General features: G+C 43.7%; 16 protein-coding genes. 6 read left to right on the forward strand and 10 right to left on the reverse strand.

From position 1 onward, the window contains the following. Window positions 1-33 precede the first annotated feature (33 nt). A complete protein-coding gene (locus MSMTP_RS11470; RefSeq protein WP_048179458.1) occupies window positions 34-690 on the reverse strand; it encodes a cysteine hydrolase in 657 nt (218 codons plus the stop codon). Window positions 691-910: 220 nt separating this feature from the next. Between MSMTP_RS11470 and MSMTP_RS11475 the strand changes: the two genes are divergently transcribed. Beyond that, the gene (locus tag MSMTP_RS11475) at window positions 911-1,240 is read left to right on the forward strand and encodes a multidrug efflux SMR transporter (RefSeq protein ID WP_048179460.1); all 330 of its coding nucleotides are present in this window, start codon (window positions 911-913) and stop codon (window positions 1,238-1,240) included. Between the two features lie 362 nt (window positions 1,241-1,602). On the opposite strand, the gene MSMTP_RS19320 is transcribed toward MSMTP_RS11475, so the two are convergent. Together MSMTP_RS19320 and MSMTP_RS11485 are read right to left on the reverse strand one after the other, a co-directional pair. Then, window positions 1,603-1,935 (reverse strand): hypothetical protein, encoded by a 333-nt coding sequence (locus MSMTP_RS19320; RefSeq protein WP_156153808.1) that lies wholly within the window; start codon window positions 1,933-1,935, stop codon window positions 1,603-1,605. A gap of 503 nt (window positions 1,936-2,438) precedes the next feature. Continuing rightward, entirely contained in the window at window positions 2,439-3,110 is a 672-nt protein-coding gene (locus tag MSMTP_RS11485; RefSeq protein ID WP_048179464.1) for a class I SAM-dependent methyltransferase, read from the reverse strand. Between the two features lie 756 nt (window positions 3,111-3,866). Between MSMTP_RS11485 and MSMTP_RS11490 the strand changes: the two genes are divergently transcribed. After that, the gene (locus MSMTP_RS11490) at window positions 3,867-6,851 is read left to right on the forward strand and encodes a HEAT repeat domain-containing protein (protein ID WP_048179466.1); all 2,985 of its coding nucleotides are present in this window, start codon (window positions 3,867-3,869) and stop codon (window positions 6,849-6,851) included. A 237-nt stretch (window positions 6,852-7,088) separates the two neighbouring features. Here the strand turns inward: MSMTP_RS11490 and MSMTP_RS11495 are convergent, their stop codons facing one another. Together MSMTP_RS11495 and MSMTP_RS11500 are read right to left on the reverse strand one after the other, a co-directional pair. Next, window positions 7,089-8,561, reverse strand: coding sequence for a VWA domain-containing protein (locus MSMTP_RS11495; RefSeq protein WP_048179469.1), 1,473 nt, complete (start codon window positions 8,559-8,561; stop codon window positions 7,089-7,091). Further along, complete coding sequence (locus tag MSMTP_RS11500; RefSeq protein WP_048179471.1) at window positions 8,542-9,954, reverse strand: AAA family ATPase; 1,413 nt, start codon at window positions 9,952-9,954, stop codon at window positions 8,542-8,544. The genes MSMTP_RS11495 and MSMTP_RS11500 overlap by 20 nt, the downstream gene beginning before the upstream one ends. A gap of 479 nt (window positions 9,955-10,433) precedes the next feature. Here MSMTP_RS11500 and MSMTP_RS11505 point away from each other — a divergent pair, with 479 nt between their 5' ends. Beyond that, window positions 10,434-11,198, forward strand: coding sequence for a GTPase (locus MSMTP_RS11505; RefSeq protein ID WP_048179473.1), 765 nt, complete (start codon window positions 10,434-10,436; stop codon window positions 11,196-11,198). A gap of 80 nt (window positions 11,199-11,278) precedes the next feature. Here MSMTP_RS11505 and MSMTP_RS11510 read toward each other — a convergent pair whose 3' ends face one another. Further along, window positions 11,279-11,512 (reverse strand): hypothetical protein, encoded by a 234-nt coding sequence (locus tag MSMTP_RS11510; protein WP_156153809.1) that lies wholly within the window; start codon window positions 11,510-11,512, stop codon window positions 11,279-11,281. 169 nt (window positions 11,513-11,681) lie between these two features. On the opposite strand from MSMTP_RS11510, the gene MSMTP_RS11515 reads away from it, so the two are divergent. Then, window positions 11,682-13,121, forward strand: a complete 1,440-nt coding sequence (locus tag MSMTP_RS11515; RefSeq protein WP_048179478.1) for a DUF1254 domain-containing protein — start codon at window positions 11,682-11,684, stop codon at window positions 13,119-13,121. A 154-nt stretch (window positions 13,122-13,275) separates the two neighbouring features. Here the strand turns inward: MSMTP_RS11515 and MSMTP_RS11520 are convergent, their stop codons facing one another. Next, complete coding sequence (locus tag MSMTP_RS11520) at window positions 13,276-13,473, reverse strand: YwbE family protein (protein WP_048179480.1); 198 nt, start codon at window positions 13,471-13,473, stop codon at window positions 13,276-13,278. 339 nt (window positions 13,474-13,812) lie between these two features. Here MSMTP_RS11520 and MSMTP_RS11525 point away from each other — a divergent pair, with 339 nt between their 5' ends. Further along, window positions 13,813-15,081 carry an acyltransferase gene (locus MSMTP_RS11525; protein ID WP_048179483.1) on the forward strand — a complete coding sequence of 423 codons (1,269 nt, stop codon included), beginning with the start codon at window positions 13,813-13,815 and terminating at the stop codon, window positions 15,079-15,081. A 160-nt stretch (window positions 15,082-15,241) separates the two neighbouring features. Here MSMTP_RS11525 and MSMTP_RS11530 read toward each other — a convergent pair whose 3' ends face one another. Beyond that, window positions 15,242-16,705: an insecticidal delta-endotoxin Cry8Ea1 family protein gene (locus MSMTP_RS11530; RefSeq protein ID WP_197076078.1), complete on the reverse strand. Its 1,464-nt coding sequence runs from the start codon at window positions 16,703-16,705 to the stop codon at window positions 15,242-15,244. Window positions 16,706-17,133: 428 nt separating this feature from the next. On the opposite strand from MSMTP_RS11530, the gene MSMTP_RS11540 reads away from it, so the two are divergent. Then, a complete protein-coding gene (locus MSMTP_RS11540) occupies window positions 17,134-17,574 on the forward strand; it encodes a DUF2267 domain-containing protein (RefSeq protein ID WP_048179492.1) in 441 nt (146 codons plus the stop codon). 145 nt (window positions 17,575-17,719) lie between these two features. Here the strand turns inward: MSMTP_RS11540 and MSMTP_RS11545 are convergent, their stop codons facing one another. Both MSMTP_RS11545 and csa3 read right to left on the reverse strand, forming a co-directional pair. Continuing rightward, window positions 17,720-18,487, reverse strand: coding sequence for a ribonuclease III family protein (locus tag MSMTP_RS11545; RefSeq protein ID WP_048179496.1), 768 nt, complete (start codon window positions 18,485-18,487; stop codon window positions 17,720-17,722). Between the two features lie 313 nt (window positions 18,488-18,800). Next, entirely contained in the window at window positions 18,801-19,403 is a 603-nt protein-coding gene (gene csa3, locus MSMTP_RS11550) for a CRISPR-associated CARF protein Csa3 (RefSeq protein ID WP_048179497.1), read from the reverse strand. Window positions 19,404-19,504 lie beyond the last annotated feature (101 nt).

The raw sequence follows: 19,504 nt of genomic DNA on the forward strand, positions 1-19,504 counted from the left end.
AAAAGGCATTTCCTGTTTTCCCAGGCCACCCCTTCATGCCATAGGTTTTGCTGCCTGTTTTTCTGCTGCCTGTTCCAACCTGTGGATGATTTTCTCCGTTGTTACGACCTCGTTTGCGATCAGCCCATAGTTGACATAAGCTGCCTGCGTTGCTTCTTTCCCGGGGCCGGTTGTCGCGTCCTTTACCACGAGCACATCAAAGCCGTGTTCGATCGCGTCCCTGAGATGGGACTCCACACAGAGGTTTGCGGACATTCCGGCAAGGATGATTGTCTGGATATTCCTCTGCCGGAGCTGGATCTGGACGTCCCCGGACCAGAAGTTGCTGAGCGCCTTGTGGGGCGAGAGCACGATGGTATTTTCGTCGGGCTGGAGCTGCGGGTGAAACTCAGCTCCCCAGGTCCCCTTACGGAACATCTTCCGGTCAAACATAAGCCGGTCGATCGGGTTCAGGTGCGACCAGGAACTGAACTCCTCGTCCGAATAGTAGTGCGGGGAATAAACAACCGGAATCCCGATTTCTTTTGCAGTCTGCTTCAACTGCACCAGATGCTCTACAACATGGTTTTCCTTCACGCCTTCCCCGACCAGGTCCCAGACAACACCGCCTTCGGATAAGAAGTCGTTCTGGGGGTCGATTATGAGCAAAGCTGTCCGTTTAAGATCAAGTTCAATAGCTATGTTACCCACTCCCTTTTTGTTGATTTAAGGCACCTTGTTATTAGGAAGGTAATAGATAAAAAGGATTTATATAAATCACGATATATATCAAAGAATATAATAGTGCAAAAGAAGAAGAGGAAGAAGAAGAGGAAGAAGAAGAGGAAGAAGAAGAAGAAGGAGACATATAAAAATAAGAAACAGAATATAAGAAGGTAAAGGAAAATATATAAAAAGAGAGATGTGAGGTATGAATTACTATTACACCCTGCTTCTATTGGCAATAGTATTCGAGGTGTTCGGGACCACCTGTATGAAGCTTTCCGAAGGCTTCTCCAAAATGCTCCCTTCAATCCTTATTTTCGTATTTTATGCCATCAGTTTCACTTTCTTCACATTCGCCCTTAAAAAGTTAGATGTGAGCATCGCCTACGCCATCTGGGCAGGACTCGGAACGGCACTGATTACGATAATAGGGATTTACGGGTTCAAAGAACCGGTAAACGCAATGAAAATGGCATCTCTGTTCCTTGTGGTAATCGGAGTGGTGGGGCTGAACCTGAGCGACAGGTTAAGTTGAAAAAGAACCGGTAAACAGGAATCAGTAAAAAAGTATCGAGTCCATTTTCCACCAGCAAGAAATATCCACAAATAAAGAGCTTCGGGTATAATAAGTCTGCTTCGTGAGAAAATCCAGAATAGGAAAAAAAGATCAATGAAACGAGCAGAGCAATGAAATACTGATAATGAGGGTAAGTTTTCGATCGGATCTTGTAAGAAAGCCTTTCAGTTGGTCTATGCACTTAACAAATTGGTGTGGCTTTATTATACACTGGAACTTACCCTCACCCCAGCCTGCTATACATTTTTCCAGACAATGTTTTTCACTATCAATTTATTTATTTATTTATTTATTTATTTATTTATTTATTTATTTATTTATTACACCTGATTTACACAGTCCCTGTCACAGTCTCTGGTGCGAGCCTGGGTCTGGTTCCGGATCTGATCTGAAGACCGGACCTGGTCTTTTAGCTGATCTCCTTCACAGTCACAGTTTCCGGCGCCGTCACATTCACAGTCACCGGAAAACATGTTGCTAGCTTCGGTGCAGTTCCTGAAACAGCTCCTATTACACTCACCGGAGCATACTCCGGATTGGTATTCATTAATATCTGCTACAGCAGAGACTGCAGAGGGAAGTAAAGTTAATAGCATCAGGATAGCAGACACCGATGCAACAAACTTTACTATTGACATTCCTTTTAGATTCATTTTTCCTCCTTTTTTCTATTTTTAAGTCCCGTTTTAAGTTAATTTATCCCGTTTTGAGTTAATAAATCCCTTTATAAGCCAATTTATCCTTTTATAAGTTAATTAATCCCTTTGTAAGTCCAATTTACTCTTTTTTAGTTTATTATTCCCTTTTTTCAGTTCATTTTTCCTTTGAAGTAACATCCTTCACCAATCACGTAAGACCAGGGTAATATGCCGTGATCAAAACCTCCTTGGAAAAGAGAAAATATAAAGATACTTTTTTAAACAGTAAAGGGGTAGAATATGAAAAATGGTTTTAAAACTTTATGAAACTTTATATTTCTTGATTAAAGGTTAAAAAAATCTTAAATTAAAAATAAAGATGTATTTACTGCCTGGAACGCATAATATGCGGTAATCAGGAATGAATACTGGATATATATTTTTATGAAATATAAATATCATCTTAAACCGGATACGAAAAAAGCCTTAGAAAGGACGCCGAACCTGGGGAAGGTTTATCAAACTTTTTTAGCCAGAATGACAAAACCGTTCACTCTGTTCCCGGTCCTGGTGCTAAACTCCTCAACCTTAAAATAATCGATCTCAAACCCGTTTTCCAGCAGCAAGAAAAAAAGCTCCTTTTCGGAAAAATGGTGTGCGATAAACTCGACTTCCCCGGTCTCCGGGTTCCTGGCAAGGAAAGAGCCTTCTTCTTTTGTAAAGGAGAAATCCCGAAGGTAGCGTTCCCTGTAAAGCTTCAGGTGCCAGTTTTGGGCGAATTCCGCAATGTAGAGGAAAGCTCCGGGTTTTAAGACTCGGCAGGCTTCCCGAATGATCAGATGTCTCTTTTCCTTCTCCACAATAGTAGTCAGGAAAGCCTGCATGATGGCCAGGTCAAACTCTCCGGCCCGAAAAGGCAGTTCAGCCGCATCTTCCACCCTGAATTTTAGCTTCCCGGACAGGTTCAGGCGGCTTGCAGCCTCCTTTGCAAGTTCAATGCCTTCCCTGTTAAGGTCAATTCCTGTAACAGAACAGCCCCGGAAAGCAAGACTGATGCTTACATTTCCGGTCCCGCACCCGATGTCCAGGATATTCCAACCGCCTTCAAGGTAATCGTAAATTACAGGGAAGAGTTCAAGGCTGGAGGGAATTTCTTTCCCTGCAATTCTTGTCCAGTGTGAGCCTGGCATGTAAGACCAATAGAATTTCCTCAAATAAATATTGTTCACTATGGAAGACGGGGAAAACTCCCGGCGCGAGTTAAACAATATCGTAAAACCGCAGCATGAATGAATCAGATTCAAGCTGCCTCCGGGAATGGGGACCGCACCAAGGGGCTAAGCTCATGGATAAGGAGAGGACCTACTAACTACAGACCTGCTTACTATAACGGAGTGCCTTATAATAGGCACTCCATTTTCAAAAAATAATAATGGATGTATAAAGGCACTTATTATTATTTTTTTAAAAAAGTGTAAGGGAATTTGATAAGTTTGAAAACTCAAGTTCAAGATAAAAATGCCCACTATTCTGCTAAAATCCGATTCATATGACACGAATGAAAAATTAGAAAGAATACTATTTATAAACTTTTCTAAACTCTCCCACGTCAGAAATTTTAAATAAAAAACAAAATATTTAATAAGCTATAGCACAAACTGATAATAAAGGAATACATAGTTGGCATCAGGATAATTGGTGGACCTGATATTTTAAACCTGAAATTGCTGGCGGGATGAATAGGTGATGCTGCAATAGATGGCAAAACCCGCTAGTGGATACTGTAACTAACCTCTGTAAACGACTGTATAAACGACGGTATAAACGACGGTATAATCGACTTGCAGATACGAAGCCCAATACCGGAAACAGTCGGCTGGACTTAAATCAACAGCAGGAACAGTTGACCGGATTTATATCGACAGCAGGAATAAGTTGGTGAAAACGTGATCGACCAGGAAACCCTACACGACGGAACTTTAAATCCCTTTATGGAAGAGAAAATCGATGCCCTGAACCAGTTGAGTACTAATTTTGAATTCCTTCCTGATAGGGAGCAGGCTTTCGATGATATGCTCAGGCTCTCCTCGGATAAGGACAAACTTGTAGCTGAAACTGCAGTCAAAACCCTTGAATTGGTTTATCCTCATGTGTCAGACAGGAAAAGACTCTGGACGAAACTTGCAGGCCTCACGGCCAACCAGGCTCCGGGGGTGCAGAAGGCAGCGGTGCATGCCCTTGCTTCCTCTTATACCCTTATGCCCGGAGAACAGAGGGTCTGGAACGACTTTCTGAAACTTGCGGGTTCCGGAACCGATTCCGTAAAGGAATATGCTTTTTCCTGCCTCAAATCGGTTTTCCCCCTGGTCCCTGATAAAACACAGGCATGGAAAGACCTGTTTGAGCTGAGGGAGTCTGCGGATATGAACACCAGGGTTGAGGCTACCCGAACTCTCGGGGTGGTATTTTCGCACGTTGAAGACCAAGATAAAGCCTGGAAAGAACTCTTCAAGCTTGCTCTGGAAGAGAGAGGAACTCTCCAGAAAGAAGCTTTTGAAGCCCTTGCTTCCGCTTTTATCAGTTCCAGGAATAAAGAAACGGAATGGCAAGACCTTTTAGGGCTAATTGACTCTGAAAAGGGAACTCTCCGGCGGCATGCGGCAGATACCATGTTTCTGGTTTTCCCTCACCTTCCCGACAGGAATAGAGCCTGGTCTACCCTTCTAAGGCTCAGCGGAGCCGCAGACAGTCGTGTGAGGAACAGGGCAGCGGACTCCATTACTTCATTATTCCCGCACCTTGAGGATAAAGATGGTGCCTGGATAGACCTTACCGAACTTGCGGGAAGTAAAGTCAGCTATATACGGGGAAGAGCTGCCGACACCCTTGTCCAGGCTTTTCCGCATGTATCCGACAAGAAAAAAGCCTGGGAAGACCTCCTCCGCCTGACAGCCGAAAGCCACAGTTATGTGATCAGGAGGGCAATGCATGCCCTCGCTTCTGCCTACCCTTACCTTGCTTTCGATGAGGAAGCTTCTGAAGAATTCTCGAAAATTACAAGAAATCCTGCCTTTGCCCGCAGGAGTGTAGCTTATTCCCTCGCTTCTGTCTTCAAAGAAGGAAATGCAAAAGGACCGGGAAACCCGGAAAAACAGCTTTCTGTCGAACTTTTAAAATTGGCGATCGATGAGGACAGTTATGTCCGGATGGATGCTGCCGACTCCCTTGCATCGGCTTTCCCGCACCTGCCGGAAAAGAGAATGATCTGTAACAGACTGCTAAACCTTTCAGCACACCCCAATCCTATAATTCGGAAGGGTGCATCCGTATCCCTCCGATCTCTCTTTTCCCTGCAAGGAGACCAAAATACAGGCATGAACGAAGGTTCAGAAAAGGACATAGAAGTAGGTTCAGAAAAGAACATAGAAGTAAGTTCAGAAAAGAACATAGAAGTAAGTTCAGAAAAGAACATAGAAGTAAGTTCAGAAAAGAACATAGAAGTAAGTTCAGAAAAGAACATAGAAGTAAGTTCAGAAAAGAACATAGAAGTAAGCCTGGGACAGGAAATAATGACAAACGTCTGGGAGGAGGTTTTGCGGATGGGTGTCGACCATGAATCCTCTGTCCGCAAGGATGCTGCCGACCTTCTCTCCCTGGTTCTCCCCAAGGTGGAAGATAAAACGAGTATCTTTTACAACCTTTCCGATCTCTGTTCAGGACCGGACAATTACCTCCGGAAAAGTGCATCGGACCTGCTTGCTCTGGCCTTCCCCTTCGCAGAGGATAAACAGGACGCCTGGGGCCGACTTGTGCAGCTTACATCCCATTGGGACAAAGATGTCCGGAAAGGAGCCGCAAAGGCTTTTGCTCCTTCTTTCCCGCTGGTCCCGGACAAAAAGAAAGCCTGGGCTGATCTCCTGTCCCTTACAAAGCACAGGGACAGTTCTGTCCAGAGGGCAGCTGCCCGGGCCTTTGAGTCTGCCCATACGGTGCATCCCCACCCTCATCAGGCCCTGGAAAGCCTTGAGAAACTAACAGGTTCAGAGTGTACTTACGTGCGGAAGTATGCTTTCCGCTCCCTCGGCATAGCCTCCCTCCATGCCGCGGCAAAGGCAAGATCTGAAGCCGAATACATGAGCGGGCTTAAAGAAGCCGTCCTGGATTTCGGGAATTCGGCCAAAACAGCTTCCAACCATCCCCTTCCAGGTTTCTACCTGAACTTCTACGAAGTCTTCCTGAACCTTCTGTCTGCTGGATATTCCGGAAAAGTCTCCGTTTCTTCCGATCCTTCCGAGACCGGCAGGGAAGAGTCCGAGAAGTACTTTTCAGCCATGGTTTGTGAAATGGGAGATGTAGACGAAATCGACGACCTCTCCAGGGAGTTCAGGAAGTTTGCAAAAATCCTTCAGGACGCTGCCGAACCCAGCTCAATCAACCTTGCTTCCGAGAAGAAGCTTCTTGAATCTTCTCTCCAGATCTTTGAGGATTCCCGTGACCTTTTCGAGCGGGCTGAAGAAGGAGCCGTCCTTGCAAAGAAATTTGAGCGAAAAGGACATCCTGCCCTAAAGCAGAAGGTTTCGGAACAGAGGATGAAAGACACCCTTGAGGAAATCAGGGCAAAAGCCCGTTTTGCCTGCTTCCTGGTAAAAGGCACTTCCTCCGAAGAAATCGCCTCTGCAGTCAGCCGTGAAGTCAGGGACTGGGCCTTCGAAAGCTCAGCCGACAAAAAAGTCCTCATGCAAAAAATGGAATCTCTCGAAACAATCATCCGGGAAAATATTCCCGAAAGCCCTGAAAACAGCCACATCTTCGACCGCCTTGAGGACATCAGGAAAGAAAAATATCTCCTTTCCCGCTGCAGGATAGTAGCCCGCCTCGTAGGCCAGGTGCCAATGGCTATGATCCCGGCCGAAAGGGCGATTGGCTTTTGAAAGCCCATTGAAAGTTTAATGAAAGGGCCCCGAATATGCCCTAGAATTTTCTTTTTTTACTCGGTTACGTGAATTTTAAAACGAGACTTTTTGAAGATTAAAAAAGAAATTATGTCTTAGCAGATAGATGGGGTCAAAATCCGAGCCTTAGGGTCTACAATTCTTGTTTTTTGAATCCTACATAGAAGAAATAATTCTTAAATTATGGACGAAGAAAGGCGATTTTTTCTGCTTCCATCATTTCCGGGTAACCTCTTCAACCACACTGTTGATTTCAGAAATGCCACCACTTAGAGGGTCATATGTCCAACTCCGGTCAAAAACATCTTCATCAACACGCTGAGTGTCAAAACTACCGATGGACAATGAAAAAAAGCGATTTCCCTCTTGTTTTTGCTTTTTGCACTGGGAAACAATATTAGAAGATAAACCATAAAGAGCAAAATCTGAAATAACCAGTAAATCCGCTTTTTTGTAATCAGCTTCCGACATCATCCGTACCCCCTCGTGTAAAGCCGGTGCAACATTGGTGCCCCCATGAAAACTCATTTTAAGAAAGTCTATCAAATCCTGGATGCCTTTCGGAGGGGTAAGATCAAGGGTCTCTATTGAGGTACTGAAATTTATCAAATAACATTCTCTCTTTTGAGAAACCGCTCGAGATGACAAACTAAGGGTTAATGCTTTAGCTATATTCTCCGGAGCACCTGACATAGACGCACTAGTATCAACACAAATAATTATCGGACCCGTCTTTTCATCAACAACGCTTACGGTTTTACGAATGTTTTTTTCAACGATTTCTGTATTGTCGCCTTGTTTAGAAAAACACATCAGTCGATTTTCAACATATTTCAAGTCAAAAAGCAATGCAATATCAGGGTCACTTAATAGAGCCAATTCCTGTGGTATAACATTTTCAAAATCTCTACCAAGCTTAATACCAACAATCTCTTCATTGGAATGTATATCCGGTTTTATAACAGAGTATTGAACGGTTGAATTAATAATCTCTGTGCGGTGAGACTGTTGTTCTTTATGTAATCTTCCCATTAATTCACATAAATTACGAACGCTTTCATTATTTTTCAGATATTCTGCCCATTGTTTAAGGAAAGATATGTCTTGCGTACATAATTTGCCAACACTTGAATCCCACAAAAGTCCAGGCTCAATGCCCAAATCATCAAATACCTTTTTCATTTGCTGTATAGGTTCAAGCCATTCTTTTAACTCTTTTAACAATTGTTTCCGGCGATTCTGGATTTCTTCGAGTTGCCATTCAAGTAATTGTTTTTCATACTCCTTTCTCCAGGCTTCTTGTTCATTCCTGCGAATAGCATTAAGGCTTTCTATGATTGACTCTTTCTTCTTTTCCTCTATCTTTTTTTTCAAAGCAAGTGTCTTTTCTTCCCAAAACATAACATTTGAGGATGGTTGGAGTGATTTATATTCCTCTAAATCGCTCACAATTGATTCTTCACACCCGCCATGTGCCTTAAAATCCCATTCCGCAGAGACCAATTTAGACCGATGTCTTTCAAAAGGGTTTGTTTTCTCTAAATAAATGCGAGTTGATCTTTCCCAGTTACTAACTTTTCTACTCAATTTTTTTTCAAGTTCTCCACTGGTTAGATCAGGAAAATCCTTTGAATAAAGAGTACTGACTAATTCTTTTGTTTTAGCAATTTCACGAGTCAGAGATTGCATAAGATTGCACCTTTTCCAACAAATGCTCGGCATTCAATCTGTGGTTTTCTAAATCTTTGAGATGAGAGTTGGATGCATCAAAAACTAATACACTTTTTCCAGAAGGTACAAATGGTGTTTCATTCAATTTTTTTTGAATAGCAATATAAGATTTCATTTCATCAATAATTTCCATAAGTGAACTCAAAGAATCTTCACAAGCTTTAACAAAAGTATCTTTAGTCCTTGGGTTCACAGCCTTTTGTGTTCCCTTTTTAATTTTTATGGGTGGAGTCGAATCAAACCATTTGAGAAATGCATCGTTGTCATAACCGGAATTCCCCCCATAATTTAACACGTCTTCTTTTTTCTCGGTGTCATAAATATTTTCCTTATAAAAGAAGGTATCAGATACACCTTTTTCAAGGTCCTTATGGTTCAATTCCCAGCTATTTAACATCTCATTGTTAGCGCAGCTAAACTCTTTCACACATTTTTCAATTATTTCATTAATCTGCTCTCTATTTTGTTCAAGTGTCCACAAACAATGCCGTAATATAAGGGTATCAACGGGTATTACCTCGGTGCGGTCACACAAAAATGCAGATGTTTTCAAAATGAGTGCAATTTTCTGCCACCTACGATCAGAAACATAAACTGCAACTTTGGGATTATCTTTATTAAATTCATCAAGTGAAACTCTGATTGAATTTATGATGGTAAATACCTCTCTGGAAATTTGTACTTTAACGATTTCACTGGAAAGTTGCTCAAACTCATCGTGAGAAAACTGTAGTCCATCCGGAATTTCAATATCAATCGAGGCAGCATCGCCCTCAAGTAGTTTTTCAAAATTCTCTCGTTCTTCCACAGGATTTACTATTATTCGCATTACAAAACGGTCATAGAGAGCTTCTAATCCTTGATTGGGCGGTGGAGTCTCATTACTTGCAGCAATCAATGCTTTTAATGGGACTTTTTCGTCTTTTCCGCCATTGCGATAAATTCGTTCATTTATAATAGTCAAGAGTGTGTTTAAAATGGCTGGACTACTTTTCCATATTTCATCAAGAAAAGCAAAGTCAGCAGTGGGTAAGTAGCCTTCTGTTTTGCGAATGTAATTGTCCTGTTTTAGTTCTCGAATACTTACCGGTCCAAAAACATCTTCAGGAGTGCTAAATCTTTGCATCAGATACTCAAAATGAGTTGTATCTTTAAACACCTTTGAGATACGACGGGCAATTAGGCTTTTCGCTGTGCCTGGCAAGCCATATAAAAAAATTGACTGCCCGGAAAGGGCTGAAAGAAGAGAAACCGCAACGATCTCTTCTCGTTCGTACAGTCCATCAGAAAGGATAACAATTAAATCTGTAACTCTCTTTTTCATGGAAATATTTGCTTGCTGATGACTCATTTTTGATTTCCGCCCCTGGTGCCTGTTTTCTGATTAGGATTTAGCTGTTTACCACGATTGACTTAATTCTGATCGTATTGCTTATTCGTTTCTGATGAGCTTTAATCTCGTATTTCGGTCCCCTTCTATGAACCACGTTCATCTACCATTAAAACATCTAAAGAACGATTATCGAGTTAACTACTATAAATATACACTTATGGTTAATATTTATCGATTCATGCATTGACTTTAGACTGTCAAAGGTGTTTACATATCTATAAAGAGGTCTGAAGCATGGTTTTCAGGTGAAGGCCTGGGCCAACCTCCTTTCCCTTACAGCCCACAGGGACAGTTACATCCAGAGAGCAGCGGCACATGCCCCTGGTTCTGCCTATTCGGCGAACCCTGGACGTTCCTTTTTACCATTATATTTGCAACCCCGCTGCTATACTCACACCGCCCACACCCTTATATCCTAATGCACCGTAGCACCCCTCATGACAAGCTATAAGCTGATGGTAAAGGGCGTCATAAAAAAAGCTGACGTCCTTCTTGAGGTCGTAGACGCCCGGTTTCCGGACGAGACCCGGAACAGCGAGGTCGAGCGGAATATGGTGCGGGCAAAGAAGCCTTTTATAATAGTCCTCAACAAATGCGACCTCGTTTCAAATGAAAAACTTGAGAAAAGCAAGGCCCGCCTCTCGAAAATAGCCCCTACGGTTTTTGTGTCCAGCAAGGATAAGAACGGGACAACGATGTTGAGACACAAGATCCTGGAGGTCGCAAGCATAAAGGATCGGGACATCCTGGTAGGAGCCCTTGGCTACCCTAACACAGGCAAATCCTCGGTAATAAACGGCGTGACCGGGAGAAACAAAGCCAGTACTTCCGCAATTTCCGGTCATACGAGAGGTGTGCAGCTTGTGAACGCAGGCTCAAGAATCCGTTTCATCGACACCCCTGGCGTGATACCCTTTGACGAGCATGACGAATACGTCCAGGGCCTGCTAGGAGTAAAGGATACGACCCACCTGAAGGACCCCATCGGTGTGGCCCTGAAAATAATAGAAAAAACCTGCACTGAAAACAAAAAGGCCCTGGAAACCTTCTATAACGTCACAATAGAAGGCCAGGACTCCTATGATGTGCTCGAAATGATAGGCAGCCAGTGCAATTTCCTGAAAAAGAAAGGAGAAGTTGACGAAATGAGGGCGGCTGTGAGGGTAATCAACGACTGGCAGCAGGGCAAGCTTGTGATTTGAACAGCAGAATCAGGAACCGGGGAAAACAGAGTAGCTGGAGTAGCCGGAAGAAACGAAATAGTTTCATTTCACCCTTTCTTTTATCTAACTTCCTTTGATGATCTTTTTTCCCATTCTCGTTTCCCAATCCTTTTTCCCATTCTTGTTTCCCAATCCTTTTTCCCAATCCTTTTTCCCAATCCTTTTTCCCATTCTTGTTTCCCAATCCTTTTTCCCATTCTTGTTTCCCAATCCTTTTTCCCATTCTTGTTTCCCAATCCATTTTTCCCAATCATTTTTCCAATTCTTGTTTCCCAATCCTTTTTCCCGTTCACGGAGCGAAGCAGCTTTTCACGGGACGGAAAAAAGAAGAACCTCTCGACACTAAACGGAATTCACTCCAGAAAAGGGCTTTATAAAAACGGTTGTATAATATCATGGAGTGACACGATCTGAATTTGGGGTTCAGAGAGTCAATAAATAGGAGGTAATTTTTTGGGAAGTATGATTGCACAGAAGTTCAGGGAAGTATCGGGCAGTGCGCCCGAAGCAAGCAGCACGGCGGAAGTTGCGGAAATCGCTGAAGAGGCTTATCTTTACGGCTTGCAGCAGGTCATTTTCTACGAGACACGCTACAACTACACCCAGGCAGAGGACAGCAATGTCTACGTGGGGGTTAACCGCTACTGCTTCGTCAACGAGGGAAAGCCGATTACTCCCGAATTCAAAGCTGTCGTAACGCCGAATGCAACAACACTCTACGCTACAGCCTTCCTGGACCTGCAGGAGGAGCCTGTGGTTATGGAAGTGCCTGAGATCACGGACCGCTATTTCAGCCTGCAGCTCATGGACCAGTACGGCATTTACTTCCTGTACGCAGGAAACCAGTTCAACGGCACCCGGGCGAGGGCTTATCTCATCGTACCGGAGTTCTGGGGCGGGAAAATCCCGGCTGGTTTTGCCACGACCGAAGTGATTCATGCGCCCAGCAGGACGGCTTTTGCAAATATCCGGATCGCTATGATGGAGGGAAGTGAAGAGGAAGTGCGCCATATCAACGCTTTGCAGGACCAGTGCACCATCACGCCGCTGAGTAAATGGATTGACAACGGGCACAGGGGAGTTCCCGGAAAGGACCAGGAGCTCGTCCCAGGCAGGTACAGGACCTTCCCCCGCATGGCCGAACTTGTTAGCAGACAGGTTGACCGGCAGACCGCAGAGGACTTTTTTACCTACCTGAGCCTGGTGCTCAACGACCCCGGCATGCCGTTAATGAAGGACTCCAGAAAGGAAGCCGAGATGCTCTCCCGCCTGGCGAAGATCGGAATAGGGCCCGGAAAGGACTTTCTGTGGTCCGAACTGGACAGGAAAATGCAGAATTCACTTACCGAGGGTTTCATAAACGGTCACAAGAAAGTCAAGAAAGCAACGCAGGAAAACCTGGTTTACATGAACGGCTGGATGGTCCTTAATGCCGAGGGGGGATTTGACACCGAGTACCTGACACGGGCGGTCATGGCCGATGCGGGCTGGGGAGGTCCCGACTCCAATGTTTCGCATGTCGGAGGGTTCCTGTTCGTAGATTCCGACGGCAAGAACCTGGACGGCAAATACAGCTACACCCTCAGCTTCGACATGGACGAGCTCCCGCCAGTGACCGAGTTCTGGTCCATCCCGATCTACGACGCCGACGGCTACTTCGTTGCCAACGAGCTCAACCGCTACACGATCAGCAGTTTCATGGTCGACAGGGGAGACCTTCACATCAAGGACGGAAAGCTCACCATCTACATCCAGCACGAAAAACCCTCCGACCCTGCCCGGGTTCAGAACTGGCTCCCGGCACCCGAAGGCGGTTTCCGCTTCACAGCAAGGTTCTACGGGCCAAAGATACCCATCGTCGACGGGTCGTACAATATGCCAAGACCTGTACGGGTGAAATGAGCTGATTCCTCCAGTGTGGGGAATTAACAGATGATTGAAAAATGGGGCTGAAAACCCCTGAACTTCTTTTTTATATGAAAAAAAGGTAAGCGGAATAATTTCATTTCGGTGGTTTTACTCCGCAAAGGGTTGAAAAGGAGCATATTTCCCGGCTTCAGGAATGGATTTCCTTAACCCTTCCGACCTGTCCGTCTTCTAACTGGACCTTTATCCCGTGCGGATGATTTGGGGATTTGGTTAGAATTCTTTTTACGATACCCGGGGTTATTTTTCCTGTCCTCTGGTCCTTTTTTAAGACGATCCCTACTTTCAGGCCGGGTTTGATGTTTGATCTGGTAGTGCCTGCGTTCATGGTGGAAGGTAAGTCTGGGATTATATAAGGGTATACATTGGAAGAAAATTAATTTAAGAACAAAAACTGTCGTAGAAATTAGTAAGCATAAAGCAGTCGGGAAGAAAAATGATTGGATTGATTTGCCAAAAATTAGGATGAGATTCCGTGATTTATTTCCAAAAACGAAGAAGAAACAGAAAAAAATAAAAGGACTCAAGATTTTTGTTTAGTTAGAAGATACAGAGGTGTCCGTGAGCAAGATCCACTAAAACAGGGATCGAAACAGAAAATTGCGACGGCGACAGACAGTTTAAATAAAGAATAAATAAAGAATAAAATACTTCTTGAGCGATAAAAATGACCGGAAAAATCACCTATCTTGACGGGCTGCGTGGTGTAGCTGCGATTAATGTTATGATAATGCATTTCTTTGTCGCATTAGCCCCGGCAATGATCTACGGGAGTAAGCTGCCGTCGCATTTCGGAAACCTTGACCTTGTTTTTTCGAGCACACCCCTGGGATTGATTGGAGCCGGCAACTTTTCGGTGTGCATCTTCTTTATCCTGAGCGGGTTCGTATTGACTCATAAATATTTTGAAATGAAGGACATCAACATAATTGTAAGCAGCGCAATGCGCAGGTATATACGGTTGTTTATTCCGGTATTCGCAGCAGTAATGTTATCATACTTACTGGCATCAGCCGGACTATACCGGTATTATATCGAAACCATGATGATTTCTGCAGGCAGTAATTACCGCGGCTACTGGGCCTTTACCCCCGACCTTCTGGATGCACTTAAACAGGCTGTCTGGGATGCTTTTTTTGTAGGGGGCAAGACCGTTTACAACCCGGTTTTATGGACGATGAAAATAGAATTCTTCGGCTCAATGCTCGTCTTTGCAATGTCGCTCCTCTTCGGACAACTGCGCAGCCGCTGGACGTTCTACCTTGCAGCAGCCGTGCTTTTCCTCAACACTTACTATCTGGCCTTTATAATAGGAATGGTACTAGCCGACATTTTCAACAGTAAACTGCCGACATTTAAAACAGGTAATCGTAAAGGAAATGAAACAGGCAACAAAGCAGGCAACAAAGCAATCCTGTCCATCATACTGATTACGGGACTGTTTCTCGGGTCCTACCCCATGAGCCCTCTCACAGAAAATTCGTTATACGGCTTTCTCGATAACAGCCTCTTCCGAACACCACTGGTTACCTATCATATTATAGGCGCCGGCATGATAATGTATGTCCTGTTGAACAGCCAGGGGCTGCAAAAGGTCTTTTCTTCCCCGGTGCCGGTCTTCCTCGGAAAAATATCCTACTCCCTCTACCTGGTACATTTCCCGGTAATAGGCAGTTTAACCTGTGCACTGTTCCTCGCCCTGTACCCGGTATTACCATACGGAGAAGCGTTTTTAATTTCATGCATCTCGTCATTGTTTTTAATAATACCCTTAAGCTACCTATTTTACAGGTACATCGACATGACAGGCTCGAAATTGTCAAAGAGTTTTTATAACTGGCTGCTAAATTCCCGCAAACCCGTCGCTGCCGGGAATGTAAAGCAGGAACATCTGTCAAACACTGTTTTTACAATATATAACAAAATATTCAAATAAAAGCCGGAATTACCTGATGAAAAAATATGTCCGGAACACCAGGGCTGATGCTCCGGATTCCATTAGCGCAGCGGAATTCAGATCAAACCATGTCAGATCAGATCAAGTAGATCAGACCACATCAAATCAGAAACTGTAGCCTGTAGCCCGGAAACCACCATCAAACTTTTCTTGCTTCAACACTTTCCTGAATATTGGCCCAGTGGCGTTCGCGGATATCGTCCCAGTGGTAGTCCTTTATCCAGGCTCGGATCTTTTCACTGGCTTCTTCGGAGTGCTGCAGTCCGACATAGGCTGCCAGTTCTTCCGGTTCAATTGCAGAGGGAGAGGCAACATACATCCTGAGCAAAACAGCCGGGTCCGTCAGGGTTGATTCTTTCTCGAATTTGAAGCCAAAAACAGCGCAGTCTGCACTCCTGTAAAAGTCGCTTATTCCCATAATTTTAATGCTTGAAAGAACCTCGCCGGGATAGGCAAAGACGTAATCAGCCCCGCCGGGATAGTTTCCTCCGAGTTTGTTGCTGGAAGAACCGTCTTTAAAGGTAAACCACCAGGCATTTAGAATGTCGGTGGACCGGGCTGTAACTTTCACGATCGGCCCTGTTCCGGAAAGGTCGAAAACCCCTCCATGAGGTGGATTTGAACTCCCACCACTCTCGTTGCCCATGCGCTCTGTCCGGGTAACCCCGGCAGGCCCCCCGCCTTCCGGATAAGTAACCTGGCAGGCATCAATCCGGTCCCAGCCCCAGACTTCAACCGCTGAGATCGGTTGTCCTGGCGGAGAGGGGAGTTTAATTCCACCGCTGTCATCAGCCGTTCCCACCGCATCAGAGTAAATCTCCCTGGAAAGGTACACCTTTACAGGTGTGGGGTACTTCACAGGATCAAAATACTGCCACATGTCCTTGAAATCCAGAACGGTGAGTGTCATTTCCCGGACGTATTTATTTACCGTGTTAAACGGTTCGGTATAATGCTTATTGCCGGGAGCCTTTTTCTGCGTATCCTGCAAACCATCGTTGTAAACCTTCTCAGAATATTTTATGTAAGAGCTGACCGTGTCTACAATCTGCTCGCGGGTATGCTGTTGTATTTCCTCTGTCCACCCCCAGTCAGCCCCGTGTAAAATACCGTCCCGAAGGAGGCTCAGGTGCATGTTTGCAAATTGCGCAAAAAGCGGAAGCAAAGGAAGCTCGTAACCCTTCGACTGGAAATGCGGGAGCTGCTGGAGAAAATCCCCCAGTACGATGTTGTATTTCTCGGATATGTACGTTTTAACCTTCGAGGTCCTGGCAGCCCATAAGTATTCATTCATGTTGTTCTGCAAGCCCTTGAGGTCTTCCTGGACCTGCTGGTAAACCAGGTCACTGATTTTCCGGTCCACGAGTGCTTCCACTTTCTCCTTAACTTCCGCCCACACATCCACATGCGATGCCGGCCAGAAGATCCCGACAAGGGCACTTAAAGCAAAACCCACTACCGGAATTTTACCGAGAGATGCGGATATGACCACTTTTGCCGCATTATTATAATCGAACTCATAGTCAACCTGAGTGGAATACACTACATGTTCAAGCCCGTCCTCCGTAACCCGAACTCTTGCCATAACTTGATTATTACTCATTACGATTCTCCCCATAGAATTTTTTCCATTCCAAATATATTTCCATAAACTTCTCGTGAAGTCATGAAGATTGGTCTATCTACACTTTGAAGGTTCAAATTTTCAGGAATATACGCCATTTAGGCGAAATTTTATTGCACAACATATACATACTTTATCATATTTTATAGTATGTTCCATTGAAAGTTGTTTAAGAACTTGTTGAAAATCCTTAAACCCCTCCCCAACCCAAAATCTTCCTCCTATCCAAACTCTCCTTACTCCATTTTTCCGAAAACAACTCGAAAAGGATTGAGAGATAACCCCAAGCCCCTTTTGCCCCTCTTTTCTCTCTTGAATTTTCGTCCTAGATATAATTATATAAATACAGCCCATAACCTGATTCTGTCAGATGATATTGATTTTTTCAAAATTAAGGGGGCTATGGAATGACTACAGGTGTAACCAATCTTGACAAAAGTATTGAGCTTACCAATGTCTGGCTGAATGAAATTCTTGACCAGTTACAGTGGGAGAGCAAGAAAAGCGCATACCAGGCACTCCGGGGCACACTGCACACCCTCAGGGACAGGCTCAGGATAGAAGAAGCAGTCCAGCTTTCAACCCAGCTGCCCCTTGTGATTAAAGGTGTGTACTATGACGGCTGGACCCTTCGGGACAAACCGGAGAAATTACACAAAGAAGAGTTTGTAAGAACTGTCCACGAACAATTCAATTTTGATGAAAAAATTAACCCTGAAGAGGTTATCCGGGCAGTCCTGCGTGTCATGTACAAACATATGGGCGAAGGCGAACTCGGAGACGTTAGAAGCAATATGCCAGCCGATATCCAGGAACTGTTCCCGCAAGAGATCATGCCGAAGCAGTGAGATATGAATGATACCGGTCTAAATTGAATTTGCTTTTGAAGGAGTTTTTCCTTTTTTACTCAATTTTTTACTTTGGATACATCTAATGAAAAAAAGATGTGATGATATTTCATCACATGAAAATTCTTAAAAATCGGAGTTGTTTTTACGAAGAAACGTCCGGTTCATCTAAGCTTTGAAGATACTTTTCAGCAGCATCTTTTTGTGCGTCCTTTTTCTTTAAACCGTATCCGTAAGAAACTTCCTCACCATTGATAGATAGTAAATATGTAAATTGTTTTTTATGGTCAGGTCCTTCTTCATTAATCAGATTATACTCCAAATACGAATGTTTTTTGTCGCATCGTTCTTGCAGTTTTCTTTTTGGATTTGAAGAATCTACTTTTCCTAAAGCACCTCTTATATCAAAAAAAGTATTCACAAAACCCTTTGCTCGAGGGTACCCCTGGTCAAGAAAAATAGCACCAATAATCGCTTCGATTACATTTGCATAAACATCTTCAACATTTACTAGCCCGTCTTGAAGTATATACTTGCCAAGGTTTATCTTACGTGCCAATGGAACCAAGCTTTCGTTAGGTACCAGAACTTGCTTTACGTCAGTTAGCGCTCCTTCGATTTTTTTGCCTTCAGTTTTGGCGTAGTCTTCTATTTCTTCATTATGATATGTGTATTCAGAAATAATAAGACCTAATACCGAATCTCCCAGATATTCTAATTTTTCATAATTATCATTTTCAAGACAATTCTTTTGTTTGAAAGTGTTCAGTTTTATTTTGTTACCGCTAAAGAAAGTTCCATGCAATAAAGCCTGTATCAAAAACGCAGGATTATTGAATGTGACACTGATCTTGTGCTGCACTTCATCCAAAAATTCCAGACTTACAGTTAAGTCACTGTTCAATTTATTCATGTAATTTCCTCATGTTTTCAACTTCATTTTCTGTTGCTAAACACAAGGAACCAACAACGAAAAAAACAAGGTATTAAAACAGGCTTGTAGTAAAAAACCCATGAAATCGTTTACTATAAAGCTAATAGTAAAAAATCACATGAAATCGGTTACCACAAGCCTGTTTTAATAGCCCATTTTTAAAGCTATTAATTCCTTCTTTTCAGTTAGCTGTTGTATTACAATAATTAAATAAGTTTCGGTTTTGTCCCGCTCGCGAAGCCGAGAGGCCTTTTCCAGTGAAAAAAAAGAAGTTGAAGAAGAAAATACCCTCTCAAATAGCAGCGATTTTGCCTGCATCTGTGATTTCGTACCCTTTTTCCCCGTCAGCGATATATCCCATTGCTTTGAGTTCACGCAGGTGGTTATAGGTCATTCCCTTTGAGATCCCTGCAGTTGCTGAAATCTGGGTAACTGCAGAAACCCCGTTCTGGATCTGTTCAAGGATCAATTTTTTTGTTTCCGAGAGGTTAAAGCTAAGAACCGGAAAATCAATCATAAAACTATCCTCTTCGGTCACGTATACGATCCTTTGAACCATGTCATTCCTAGCGTACGCCCCAAAAAGCGCCCCAAAAGCCTGTGGCTTCCTGCCGCCCGAGACGTTGACGATTACATGGTTTCCTTTTGCATGCTCTTCTTCGATCAGTTCCGCAACATCTTTTGCAACCCGCACAGTGTCGTAAACGGCAGTGTACTTTTTCTCAACTTCTAGTGCATTTTTAAAAGTTTTCTCGATCATTTCCTCGGACAACAGCTTTTTTTCACCTGCCCCTTCCTCTGACAACATTATGATCTTCGAAGGAGAAAGCCGGGTCACACAGATAATAACAGGTTCGAGGGCGTAGATGGTGGAGATGAGTGTGAGTTTTGGCATTAGATGTTATGTATTGTAGGGGTTGCTTATATGTATTCCGATATGAGATATAGGTTAGTTTTCATTATGTGTTAATTAATATAATTAAATTTAGAAATGTA

Source organism: Methanosarcina sp. MTP4 (genome assembly GCF_000970045.1).
GTDB lineage: Archaea > Halobacteriota > Methanosarcinia > Methanosarcinales > Methanosarcinaceae > MTP4.

Excerpts from the sequence above, each read along its gene's own strand:
- MSMTP_RS11495 (WP_048179469.1), bottom strand. The coding sequence starts at position 8,561 with ATGCAATCTCTGACTCGTGAAATTGCTAAAACAAAAGAATTAGTCAGT.
- MSMTP_RS11545 (WP_048179496.1), bottom strand. The coding sequence starts at position 18,487 with ATGAATAAATTGAACAGTGACTTAACTGTAAGTCTGGAATTTTTGGAT.
- MSMTP_RS11500 (WP_048179471.1), bottom strand. The coding sequence starts at position 9,954 with ATGAGTCATCAGCAAGCAAATATTTCCATGAAAAAGAGAGTTACAGAT.
- MSMTP_RS11475 (WP_048179460.1), top strand. The coding sequence starts at position 911 with ATGAATTACTATTACACCCTGCTTCTATTGGCAATAGTATTCGAGGTG.
- MSMTP_RS11540 (WP_048179492.1), top strand. The coding sequence starts at position 17,134 with ATGACTACAGGTGTAACCAATCTTGACAAAAGTATTGAGCTTACCAAT.
- csa3 (WP_048179497.1), bottom strand. The coding sequence starts at position 19,403 with ATGCCAAAACTCACACTCATCTCCACCATCTACGCCCTCGAACCTGTT.
- MSMTP_RS19320 (WP_156153808.1), bottom strand. The coding sequence starts at position 1,935 with ATGAATCTAAAAGGAATGTCAATAGTAAAGTTTGTTGCATCGGTGTCT.
- MSMTP_RS11530 (WP_197076078.1), bottom strand. The coding sequence starts at position 16,705 with ATGAGTAATAATCAAGTTATGGCAAGAGTTCGGGTTACGGAGGACGGG.
- MSMTP_RS11520 (WP_048179480.1), bottom strand. The coding sequence starts at position 13,473 with ATGAACGCAGGCACTACCAGATCAAACATCAAACCCGGCCTGAAAGTA.
- MSMTP_RS11515 (WP_048179478.1), top strand. The coding sequence starts at position 11,682 with ATGATTGCACAGAAGTTCAGGGAAGTATCGGGCAGTGCGCCCGAAGCA.
- MSMTP_RS11525 (WP_048179483.1), top strand. The coding sequence starts at position 13,813 with ATGACCGGAAAAATCACCTATCTTGACGGGCTGCGTGGTGTAGCTGCG.
- MSMTP_RS11485 (WP_048179464.1), bottom strand. The coding sequence starts at position 3,110 with ATGCCAGGCTCACACTGGACAAGAATTGCAGGGAAAGAAATTCCCTCC.
- MSMTP_RS11505 (WP_048179473.1), top strand. The coding sequence starts at position 10,434 with ATGACAAGCTATAAGCTGATGGTAAAGGGCGTCATAAAAAAAGCTGAC.